Below are 9,608 nucleotides of genomic sequence, written 5' to 3' on the forward strand. Positions count from 1 at the left end.
CGCTCACAGCACTTCGGGAGCGAGCGAGACGATCTTCATGAACTTCTCGGAGCGCAGCTCGCGGGTCACGGGCCCGAAGATGCGCGTGCCGATCGGCTCGTGCTTGTTGTTGAGCAACACGGCGGCGTTGCCGTCGAAGCGGATCAGCGAACCGTCCGCGCGGCGCACGCCCTTGCGGGTGCGCACCACGACGGCGTCGTAGACCTCGCCCTTCTTGACCTTGCCGCGCGGAATCGCGTCCTTCACCGAGACCTTGATGATGTCGCCGATCGCGGCGTAGCGGCGCTTGGAGCCGCCGAGCACCTTGATGCACATCACTTCCTTGGCACCGGAGTTGTCCGCCACGTCGAGGTGGCTCTGCATCTGGATCATGAGCTGACTCCTCCGTTACTCGGCCGCGCGGGTGACGACTTCGACCACGCGCCAGTTCTTGGTCTTCGAAATCGGGGCCACTTCCACGAGGCGGACGATATCGCCTTCCTTCGCGGTGTTCTCGGCGTCGTGCGCGTGCAGCTTGGTCGAACGGCGGATGTACTTGCCGTACAGCGCGTGCTTCACGTTGCGCTCGACGAGGACGGTGACCGTCTTGTCCATCTTGTCGCTGACCACCCGGCCCTGGACCGTGTTCTGCTTCTTTTCGCTGTTGTTCATGGTCATGTGCCTTACTTCTTCGACCCGAGCAGCGTGTTCACGCGCGCGATCTCGCGGCGCACCCGGCGTGCCTCGTGGGTCTTGGTCAGCTGGCCGGTCGCCTTCTGCATGCGCAGGGCGAACCGCTCCTTGTGCAGGTCCAGCAGGTGGGCCTGCAGCTCGTCCGCGGACTTGCCGCGCAGTTCCTTGGTCGTCGCCATCAGCGCACCGTCCGGGTCACGAAAGTGGTGGTCACCGAGAGCTTGGCCGCGGCCAGGCGGAAGGCCTCGCGCGCGGTTTCCTCAGGCACGCCCTCGATTTCATAGATCATGCGGCCGGGCTGGATCTGCGCCACCCAGTACTCCACCGAGCCCTTGCCCGAGCCCATGCGGACTTCGATCGGCTTCTTGGTGATCGGCTTGTCGGGGAACACGCGGATCCACATCTTGCCGCCGCGCTTGACGTGGCGGCTGATGGAACGGCGGCCCGCCTCGATCTGGCGCGCGGTCAGCTGGCCGGTCGCGGTGGCCTTGAGGCCGTACTCGCCGAAGCTGACGGCGTTGCCGCTCCATGCCAGGCCGTCGTTGCGGCCCTTGTGCATCTTGCGGTATTTGGTTCGCTTGGGTTGCAGCATGGTTTAGTCCCTCGCCTCACGGTCGCCGCGCTCGCGGCGCGGGCCACGCGGACGCTCGCGGTCACCGCGGTCGCCACGATCGTTGCCGCGCGGCGAATCGTCCTGCTTCTCCTGGCCGACCTGGGCGAAGTCGAAGATCTCGCCCTTGTAGATCCAGGTCTTGATGCCGATGATCCCGTAGGTCGTCTTGGCCTCGGCGAAGCCGTAGTCGACGTCGGCGCGCAGCGTGTGCAGCGGCACGCGACCCTCGCGGTACCACTCCGAACGCGCGATCTCGGCGCCGTTGAGGCGGCCGGCGACGTTGACCTTGATGCCCAGCGCGCCAAGGCGCATCGCGTTGCCGACGGCGCGCTTCATCGCGCGGCGGAACATGATGCGGCGCTCGAGCTGCTGCGCGATCGACTCGGCGACCAGCTGCGCGTCGAGCTCGGGCTTGCGGACCTCGGTGACGTTGATGTGCGCCGGGACGCCCATCATCTCGCTCACGTCCTTGCGCAGCTTCTCGATGTCCTCGCCGCGCTTGCCGATCACCACGCCCGGGCGGGCGGTGTGGATCGTCACGCGCGCGGTCTTGGCCGGACGCTCGATCAGGATCTTGCTGATGCCGGCGGCGGCCAGGCGCTTGCGCAGCATCTCGCGGACCTTGAGGTCGGCGGTGAGGTAACCGGCGTATTCCTTCTTGCCGGCGTACCACTTGGAATTCCAGTCCTTGGCGATGCCGAGGCGGATGCCGGTGGGATGAACTTTATGACCCATTTACTTGCCCTCTCCCACGACGACGGTGATGTGGCTGGTGCGCTTGAGGATGCGCGTGCCACGACCCTTGGCGCGGGCCATGAAGCGCTTCAGCAGCGGACCTTCGTCAACGGTGATCGTGGCGATCTTCAGCTCGTCGATGTCGGCGCCCGCGTTGTTCTCGGCATTGGCGATCGCCGACTCGACCAGTTTCTTGATCAGCGCGGCGGCCTTCTTGTCGGAGAACTTCAGCAGGTTGACCGCGCGCTCGGCCGGCAGGCCGCGGACCTGGTCGGCGACCAGTCGCGCCTTCTGCGGCGAGATGCGGGCCGTGCGCAGCACGGCGGTCCGCTTGTTGGCCTCGGTACGCGCACGCCTGGTTTCTTCGTGCCTGGCTCGTGTTGCCTTGTCCATCGTGCGCTCCTTACTTCCCGGACTTCTTGTCGCCGCCGTGACCCTTGAAGGTCCGCGTCAGCGCGAATTCGCCGAGCTTGTGGCCAACCATGTTCTCGTTGACCAGCACCGGGATGTGGTTCCTGCCGTTGTGGACGGCGATCGTGAAGCCCACCATTTCCGGCAGGATCATCGAACGGCGCGACCAGGTCTTGATCGGCTTCTTGGTGTTGCCCGCGGCTTCCACCTTCTTGATGAGGTGGTGGTCGACGAACGGGCCCTTCTTGAGTGAACGTGCCATGCTCTATCAGCTCCTGCGGTCGCGCACGATGAACTGCTGCGTCCGTTTGTTCTTGCGGGTCTTGTAGCCCTTGGTCGGCACGCCCCACGGGGTGACCGGGTGCGGGTTGCCCTGGCCGGCCTTGGCCTCGCCACCGCCGTGCGGGTGGTCAACCGGGTTCATCGCCGCGCCGCGGACGGTCGGCTTGATGCCGCGCCAGCGCTTGGCACCGGCCTTGCCCAGCTTCTCGAGGTTGTGCTCGACGTTGCCGACTTCGCCGATGGTGGCGCGGCACTCGGCCGGCACCTTGCGCATCTCGCCCGAACGCAGGCGGAGCAGCGCGTACACGCCCTCGCGCGCGACCAGCTGCACGGCGGCGCCGGCGGCGCGCGCGATCTGCGCGCCCTTGCCCGGCTTCATCTCGATGCAGTGCACCGTGGAGCCGACCGGGATGTTGCGCAGCGGCAGGGTGTTGCCGGCCTTGATCGGGGCGTCGTTGCCCGCGATCACCTGGTCGCCGGCCTTCAGGCCCTTGGGCGCGATGATGTAGCGGCGCTCGCCGTCGACGTAGCACAGCAGCGCGATGTGCGCGGTGCGGTTCGGGTCGTACTCGATCCGCTCCACGCGCGCCGGGATGCCTTCCTTGTCGCGCTTGAAGTCGATGATGCGGTAATGCTGCTTGTGGCCACCGCCGATATGGCGGGTGGTGATGCGGCCGTGGTGGTTGCGGCCGCCGGACTTGCCCTGCTTCTCGACCAGCGCGGCATGCGGCGCACCCTTGTGCAGGTCCGGCGTGACCACGCGGACCGCGCTGCGGCGGCCGGGGGAAGTGGGCTTGAATTTCATCAATGGCATGGGAGCTTCCTCAGGCCGTCGCGTTGATCACGTCGATCGACTGGCCTTCGGCCAGCGTCACGTACGCCTTGCGCCAGTTGCCGCGGCTGCCCTGGCGCTGGCGGAAGGACTTGCTCTTGCCCTTCACGTTCACGACGTTGACAGCCGAGACCTTGACGTCGAAGAGCTTCTCGACCGCGGCCTTGATGTCGGCCTTGGTCGCGTCCTTCGCGACTTCGAATGCGTACTGGTTGGACACTTCCTGCAGGCGCGCGGTCTTCTCGGACACGCGCGGCGCACGGATCACTTCATAGAGCTTGGCCTCGTTCATGCCAGCCACTCCTCGATCTTCTTCAGCGCGTCGGTGGTGACCAGCACGCTGTCGGCACCGACCAGCGCGACCGGGTCCAGCCCCTGCACGTCACGCACTTCGACGTACGGCAGGTTGCGCGCGGACAGGTACAGGTTTTCCGAAGCCTCTTCGGTCACGATCAGCGGGCGCTTGCCGAGCTCGAAGCCCTTGAGCTTCGACACCAGGCCGCTGGTCTTGGCCGAGTCGACGTCGAACGACTCGACGACCGTGATCCGGCCCTGGCGGTTGAGCTCGGACAGGATCACCGCCATCGCGGCGCGATACTGCTTGCGGTTGACCTTCTGCGCGAAGCTGCGCGGCTTGGCCGCGAAGGTCACGCCGCCGCCGACGAAGATCGGGGCCGTCAGGGCGCCATGACGCGCGCCGCCGCCCTTCTGCTTCTTCGACTTCTTGGTGGTGCCGTTCACTTCCGAGCGCGTCTTCTGCGCCTTGGTGCCGGCGCGACCGGCGTTGCGATAGGCAACGACGACCTGGTGGACCAGGTCCTCGCTGAATTCGCGGCCGAAGATCGCGTCGGAGACGGACAATTTGTCGCTGCTGCCGTTGATGGCGAGTTCCATCGTCATCTCTCCCTTATGCCTTGCTCGAGGGACGCACGATGACGTCGCCGCCCGGCGCACCCGGCACCGCGCCCTTGACGGCGATCAGGCCGCGCTCGGCGTCGACCTTCACCACCTGCAGGCGCTGCGTGCTCTGCGTATCCGCGCCCATGTGGCCGGACATCTTCTTGCCCGGGAACACGCGGCCCGGCGTCTGCCGCTGGCCGATCGAACCCGGCGAACGGTGCGACAGCGAGTTGCCGTGCGTCGCATCGCCCATCTTGAAGTTCCAGCGCTTGATCGTGCCCTGGAAGCCCTTGCCCTTGGTGACGCCCTGGACGTCGACCAACTGGCCGACCTCGAAGATGTCGGCCTTAATCTCGCCGCCGACGGCGAAGTCGGCGACCTTGTCGTCGGCCACGCGCAGCTCCCACAGGCCACGACCGGCTTCGACCTTGGCCTTGGCCAGGTGGCCGGCCTCGGGCTTGGTCAGCAGCGAGGCGCGCTTGACGCCGGCGGTGACCTGCACGGCGCTGTAGCCGTCGCTCTCGACCGTCTTCACCTGGGTGATGCGGTTCGGGGTGGCTTCGATCAGGGTCACCGGCACGGACTTGCCGTCTTCGGTGAACACCCGGCTCATGCCGGCCTTGCGGCCGACGATGCCGAGCGAATGAATCTTCGCACTCATGTCAGCGTCCTCAGGTCAGCTTGATCTGGACGTCGACGCCAGCCGCGAGCTCGAGCTTCATCAGCGCGTCCACGGTCTTGTCGTTGGGGTCGACGATGTCGAGCACGCGCTTGTGCGTGCGGGTCTCGTACTGGTCGCGCGCGTCCTTGTCGACGTGCGGCGACACCAGCACGGTGTAGCGTTCGATCTTGGTCGGCAGCGGGATCGGGCCGCGCACCTGCGCGCCGGTCCGCTTGGCCGTTTCGACGATCTCGCTCGCGGAACGGTCGATCAAGCGGTGATCGAACGCCTTGAGCCGGATCCTGATTTTCTGGTCCGCCATGACGGAATTCCTTCGTTGAAAGAGCGACGGGCCCTGCGGCTGGGTGCGCAAGACCCCGGTGAACCCCCGATCGTCCGGGAATGACCGCATTCCGGGCGCCTGGGGCGACTGCAAAAATCAAGGCAGACCGGTTGCCCGGCCCGCCCAGACGGAGAACTGCAAGCGCAACAAAACGCCCCGCCTATGTGCCCCGGAAACCTCCGGGACGGGCGGAGCCCTGCCGCGCGACATGATCCCTGTCTGGCGAAGACGAGGCGCGTCCTGCACCTCATTTCGCGGTTTCGCGGGGACCGGTGTACTGGTCGCCCGTGAAGAGTCGAATATTATGAAACCTTCATGGGCGGGATGCAAGGGGGTTCCCTGCATTTTTTGCCCTGCGGCATTGGGTGGAGCGGCCTTCCCGAATACCGTCGTCCCCGCGTAGGCGGGGATCCAGTGTCTTTGGGGTTTTCCGCCCTGCCCGGCTCCGGTCGGAGGGACCGGGGTCGGGAGGAGGAGATCCCTCCCCCGGGATCAAGTCCGGGGGAGGGAGGCTGGATCCCCGCTTTCGCGGGGATGACGTTCGGCTAGCCACGCGCCGCAGGCGCGTGGAGCCTCACGTCACTTGACGATCTTCGCCACCACGCCGGCGCCGACCGTGCGGCCGCCCTCGCGGATCGCGAAACGCAGGCCCTCGTCCATCGCCACCGGGTTGATCAGCGCGACCTGCATCTTCACGTTGTCGCCCGGCATCACCATCTCCGTGCCTTCCGGCAGGGTGACGGCACCGGTGATGTCGGTCGTGCGGAAGTAGAACTGCGGGCGGTAGCCCTTGAAGAACGGGGTGTGACGGCCGCCCTCGTCCTTGGACAGAACATAGACCTCGGCCTCGAACTCCGTGTGCGGCGTGATGCTGCCCGGCTTGGCCAGGACCTGGCCGCGCTCCACGTCGTCACGCTTGGTGCCGCGCAGCAGCAGGCCCGCGTTGTCGCCCGCCTGGCCCTGGTCGAGCAGCTTGCGGAACATCTCCACGCCCGTGACCGTGGTCTTCTGGGTCGGGCGGATACCGACGATCTCGATTTCCTCGCCCACCTTGATCACGCCGCGCTCGATGCGACCGGTCACCACCGTGCCGCGGCCCGAGATCGAGAACACGTCTTCCACCGGCATCAGGAACGGCTTGTCGATGTCGCGCTCCGGCTCCGGGATCCAGCTGTCCAGCGCCTCGACCAGCTTGATGATCGCCGGCACGCCGATGTCCGACTGGTCACCTTCCAGCGCCTTGAGCGCCGAGCCGTGGATGATCGGGGTGTCGTCGCCCGGGAACTCGTACTTGCTCAGCAGCTCGCGGACTTCCATCTCCACCAGCTCCAGCAGCTCGGCGTCGTCCACCATGTCCGCCTTGTTCAGGAAGACCACGATGTACGGCACGCCCACCTGGCGGGCCAGCAGGATGTGCTCGCGCGTCTGCGGCATCGGGCCGTCCGCGGCCGAGCACACCAGGATCGCGCCGTCCATCTGCGCCGCGCCCGTGATCATGTTCTTCACGTAGTCGGCGTGGCCGGGGCAGTCCACGTGCGCGTAGTGGCGCGTCGGGCTTTCGTACTCCACGTGCGCGGTCGAGATCGTGATCCCGCGCGCCTTCTCCTCCGGCGCCGCGTCGATCGCGTCGTAGGCCTTGAATTCGCCGCCGAAACGCTCCGCGCCGATCTTCGTCAGCGCCGCCGTCAGCGTCGTCTTGCCGTGGTCCACGTGACCAATCGTGCCCACGTTCACGTGGGGCTTGGTGCGCTCGAACTTACCCTTTGCCATTGTCGTTTACCTCTGTGATTCGTGATTCGTGATTGGTGATTCGTGAAGACTGGGACCCGTGTTCTTTCGAACCACGGATCCCGAATCCCGAATCACGACTTCTTGATGACCGCGTCCGCGATGTTGGTCGGCGCTTCTTCGTAATGGTCGAATTCCATCGTGAAGGTAGCGCGGCCCTGCGACATCGAACGCAGCGAGGTCGCGTAGCCGAACATCTCGCCCAGCGGGATCATCGCGTTGATGATCTTGCCCGACGGGCTGTCGTCCTGGCCCTGCAGGATGCCGCGGCGACGGCTCACGTCGCCCATCACGTCGCCCAGGTAGTCCTCCGGGCTGACGATCTCGACCTTCATGATCGGCTCGAGCAGCGCCGGGCTCGCCTTCGCGAAGCCCTGCTTGAACGCCATCGAAGACGCCAGCTTGAACGCCATTTCCGACGAGTCGACGTCATGGTACGAGCCGAACACCAGCTTGACCTTGACACCCACCACCGGGAAGCCGGCCAGCGGACCGCTGGTGATGGTTTCGCGGATGCCCTTCTCGACCGACGGGATGAACTCCTTCGGGATCACGCCGCCGGTGATTTCGTTGATGAACAGGAAATCGTCCTTGATGTCGGCAGCGTGCTTCTCGCGGTCCTCGGCGGTCAGCGGCGACAGCTCGATCACGACGTGACCGTACTGGCCCTTGCCGCCCGACTGCTTGGCGTGCTTGTAGTCCGACTTGACGTCGGCCGAGCGGATCGTCTCACGGTAGGCCACCTGCGGCTTGCCGACGTTGGCCTCGACGTTGAACTCGCGCTTCATGCGGTCGACGATGATGTCCAGGTGCAACTCGCCCATGCCGGAGATGATCGTCTGGCCGGACTCCTCGTCGGTGCGCACGCGGAACGACGGATCTTCCTGCGCCAGGCGACCCAGCGCCAGGCCCATCTTCTCCTGGTCGGACTTGGTCTTGGGCTCGACCGCCATCGAGATCACCGGCTGCGGGAAGCTCATGCGCTCAAGCACGATCGGATCATCCTGCGAGCACAGCGTGTCGCCGGTGGTGACGTCCTTCAGGCCCACGGCCGCTGCGATGTCGCCGGCCAGCACTTCCTTGATCTCGTCGCGGTTGTTCGAATGCATCTGCAGGATGCGGCCGATGCGCTCCTTCTTGCCCTTGACCGAGTTCAGCACCTGGTCGCCGGCGTTGAGCGTGCCCGAGTAGACGCGGAAGAAGGTCAGCGAGCCCACGAACGGGTCGGTCATGATCTTGAACGCGAGCGCGGAGAACGGCGCCTTGTCGCTGGACTCGCGGCTCAGCTCCTTGCTCTCGTCGTCGACGTCCACGCCCTTCACCGCCGGCACGTCGACCGGCGACGGCAGCAGGTGGACGACGCCGTCGAGCATCGCCTGCACGCCCTTGTTCTTGAACGCAGATCCGCAGAACATCGGCACGATCTCGGTCTTCAGCGTGCGCTCGCGCAGGCCGTCGATGATCTCCTGCTCGCTGAGCTCGCCGCCCTCGAGGTACTTGTCCATCAGCGCTTCGCTGGCCTCGGCCGCAGCCTCGATCATGAACGCGCGCGCCTCCTCGGCCTGCTCCTTGAGCTCGGCCGGGATGTCGCGGTATTCGAAGTTCAGGCCCTGCGAGGCGGCGTCCCAGTGGATCGCCTTCATCTTGATCAGGTCGACCACGCCCTCGAAGCCGTCCTCGGCGCCGATCGGCACCTGCATCGGCACCGGGTACGCGCCCAGGCGCGCCTTCAGCTGGTCGCGGACCTTGAAGAAGTTGGCGCCGGTGCGGTCCATCTTGTTGACGAACGCGACGCGCGGCACGTGGTACTTGTTGGCCTGGCGCCACACCGTCTCGGACTGCGGCTGCACGCCGCCGACCGCGCACAGCACGAACACCGCGCCGTCGAGCACGCGCAAGCTGCGCTCGACCTCGATCGTGAAGTCGACGTGCCCGGGGGTGTCGATGATGTTGAAGCGGTACTCCGGCAGGGACTTGTCCATGCCCTTCCAGAACGCCGTGGTCGCGGCCGACTGGATCGTGATGCCGCGCTCCTGCTCCTGCTCCATCCAGTCCATCGTCGCGGCGCCGTCGTGCACCTCGCCGATCTTGTGGCTCTTGCCGGTGTAGAACAGGATGCGCTCCGACGTCGTCGTCTTGCCGGCGTCGATGTGCGCCATGATGCCGAAGTTGCGGTAGCGTTCGATGGGGGTCGTGCGGGCCACGGGGATGCCTCAGATTCGATGCTGTGGGAAGTCACCGCAGGATTCGCGGGACTGGCGCGAAGGACTCGCTTCAATGGCCGAATGCCGCCTGGCGGCGGCATCGGACATCGCGTGCGGCAGGGCCGCTGAAGTGGCACCGATATGGTGCCGCGGGGGCCGAAGCTCAA

General features: G+C 66.1%; 14 protein-coding genes. All 14 read right to left on the reverse strand.

The features are described from left to right. Positions 1 to 3: 3 nt before the first annotated feature. The 14 genes from rplN to fusA all read right to left on the reverse strand — a co-directional run bounded on the left by rplN (position 4) and on the right by fusA (position 9,441). Positions 4 to 372, reverse strand: coding sequence for a 50S ribosomal protein L14 (gene rplN / locus FQY83_RS09635; protein ID WP_146387447.1), 369 nt, complete (start codon positions 370 to 372; stop codon positions 4 to 6). A 15-nt stretch (positions 373 to 387) separates the two neighbouring features. After that, a complete protein-coding gene (gene rpsQ, locus FQY83_RS09640) occupies positions 388 to 657 on the reverse strand; it encodes a 30S ribosomal protein S17 (RefSeq protein ID WP_146387449.1) in 270 nt (89 codons plus the stop codon). Positions 658 to 662: 5 nt separating this feature from the next. Further along, positions 663 to 851, reverse strand: a complete 189-nt coding sequence (gene rpmC, locus FQY83_RS09645) for a 50S ribosomal protein L29 (RefSeq protein WP_146387451.1) — start codon at positions 849 to 851, stop codon at positions 663 to 665. After that, complete coding sequence (gene rplP, locus FQY83_RS09650) at positions 851 to 1,264, reverse strand: 50S ribosomal protein L16 (protein WP_146387453.1); 414 nt, start codon at positions 1,262 to 1,264, stop codon at positions 851 to 853. Before rplP ends, rpmC begins: the two co-directional genes overlap by 1 nt. Positions 1,265 to 1,267: 3 nt before the next feature. Then, on the reverse strand, positions 1,268 to 2,020 hold the full coding sequence (rpsC, locus tag FQY83_RS09655) for a 30S ribosomal protein S3 (RefSeq protein WP_146387455.1): 753 nt from the start codon (positions 2,018 to 2,020) through the stop codon (positions 1,268 to 1,270). Further along, a complete protein-coding gene (gene rplV / locus FQY83_RS09660; RefSeq protein WP_238333457.1) occupies positions 2,021 to 2,413 on the reverse strand; it encodes a 50S ribosomal protein L22 in 393 nt (130 codons plus the stop codon). Between the two features lie 10 nt (positions 2,414 to 2,423). Then, a complete protein-coding gene (gene rpsS / locus FQY83_RS09665; RefSeq protein WP_146387457.1) occupies positions 2,424 to 2,693 on the reverse strand; it encodes a 30S ribosomal protein S19 in 270 nt (89 codons plus the stop codon). A 6-nt stretch (positions 2,694 to 2,699) separates the two neighbouring features. Further along, positions 2,700 to 3,527, reverse strand: coding sequence for a 50S ribosomal protein L2 (rplB, locus tag FQY83_RS09670; protein WP_146387459.1), 828 nt, complete (start codon positions 3,525 to 3,527; stop codon positions 2,700 to 2,702). A gap of 10 nt (positions 3,528 to 3,537) precedes the next feature. Further along, entirely contained in the window at positions 3,538 to 3,837 is a 300-nt protein-coding gene (gene rplW / locus FQY83_RS09675) for a 50S ribosomal protein L23 (RefSeq protein ID WP_146387461.1), read from the reverse strand. Then, a complete protein-coding gene (rplD, locus tag FQY83_RS09680) occupies positions 3,834 to 4,439 on the reverse strand; it encodes a 50S ribosomal protein L4 (RefSeq protein ID WP_146387463.1) in 606 nt (201 codons plus the stop codon). The genes rplW and rplD overlap by 4 nt, the downstream gene beginning before the upstream one ends. Before the next feature lie 13 nt (positions 4,440 to 4,452). Continuing rightward, the gene (gene rplC / locus FQY83_RS09685) at positions 4,453 to 5,106 is read right to left on the reverse strand and encodes a 50S ribosomal protein L3 (RefSeq protein WP_146387465.1); all 654 of its coding nucleotides are present in this window, start codon (positions 5,104 to 5,106) and stop codon (positions 4,453 to 4,455) included. A gap of 10 nt (positions 5,107 to 5,116) precedes the next feature. Beyond that, a complete protein-coding gene (gene rpsJ, locus FQY83_RS09690; protein ID WP_005408208.1) occupies positions 5,117 to 5,428 on the reverse strand; it encodes a 30S ribosomal protein S10 in 312 nt (103 codons plus the stop codon). A gap of 600 nt (positions 5,429 to 6,028) precedes the next feature. Then, on the reverse strand, positions 6,029 to 7,219 hold the full coding sequence (gene tuf, locus FQY83_RS09695; protein ID WP_146387467.1) for an elongation factor Tu: 1,191 nt from the start codon (positions 7,217 to 7,219) through the stop codon (positions 6,029 to 6,031). A gap of 92 nt (positions 7,220 to 7,311) precedes the next feature. Continuing rightward, positions 7,312 to 9,441: an elongation factor G gene (fusA, locus tag FQY83_RS09700; RefSeq protein WP_146387469.1), complete on the reverse strand. Its 2,130-nt coding sequence runs from the start codon at positions 9,439 to 9,441 to the stop codon at positions 7,312 to 7,314. Positions 9,442 to 9,608 lie beyond the last annotated feature (167 nt).

This window comes from Luteimonas marina (genome assembly GCF_007859325.1).
In the GTDB taxonomy this organism is placed as follows: Bacteria; Pseudomonadota; Gammaproteobacteria; order Xanthomonadales; family Xanthomonadaceae; genus Luteimonas; species Luteimonas marina.

Excerpts from the sequence above, each read along its gene's own strand:
- rplD (WP_146387463.1), bottom strand. The coding sequence starts at position 4,439 with ATGGAACTCGCCATCAACGGCAGCAGCGACAAATTGTCCGTCTCCGAC.
- rpmC (WP_146387451.1), bottom strand. The coding sequence starts at position 851 with ATGGCGACGACCAAGGAACTGCGCGGCAAGTCCGCGGACGAGCTGCAG.
- rplW (WP_146387461.1), bottom strand. The coding sequence starts at position 3,837 with ATGAACGAGGCCAAGCTCTATGAAGTGATCCGTGCGCCGCGCGTGTCC.
- rplC (WP_146387465.1), bottom strand. The coding sequence starts at position 5,106 with ATGAGTGCGAAGATTCATTCGCTCGGCATCGTCGGCCGCAAGGCCGGC.
- tuf (WP_146387467.1), bottom strand. The coding sequence starts at position 7,219 with ATGGCAAAGGGTAAGTTCGAGCGCACCAAGCCCCACGTGAACGTGGGC.
- rplB (WP_146387459.1), bottom strand. The coding sequence starts at position 3,527 with ATGCCATTGATGAAATTCAAGCCCACTTCCCCCGGCCGCCGCAGCGCG.
- rpsC (WP_146387455.1), bottom strand. The coding sequence starts at position 2,020 with ATGGGTCATAAAGTTCATCCCACCGGCATCCGCCTCGGCATCGCCAAG.
- rpsQ (WP_146387449.1), bottom strand. The coding sequence starts at position 657 with ATGACCATGAACAACAGCGAAAAGAAGCAGAACACGGTCCAGGGCCGG.
- rplP (WP_146387453.1), bottom strand. The coding sequence starts at position 1,264 with ATGCTGCAACCCAAGCGAACCAAATACCGCAAGATGCACAAGGGCCGC.
- rpsS (WP_146387457.1), bottom strand. The coding sequence starts at position 2,693 with ATGGCACGTTCACTCAAGAAGGGCCCGTTCGTCGACCACCACCTCATC.
- rpsJ (WP_005408208.1), bottom strand. The coding sequence starts at position 5,428 with ATGGCGGACCAGAAAATCAGGATCCGGCTCAAGGCGTTCGATCACCGC.
- rplN (WP_146387447.1), bottom strand. The coding sequence starts at position 372 with ATGATCCAGATGCAGAGCCACCTCGACGTGGCGGACAACTCCGGTGCC.
- rplV (WP_238333457.1), bottom strand. The coding sequence starts at position 2,413 with ATGGACAAGGCAACACGAGCCAGGCACGAAGAAACCAGGCGTGCGCGT.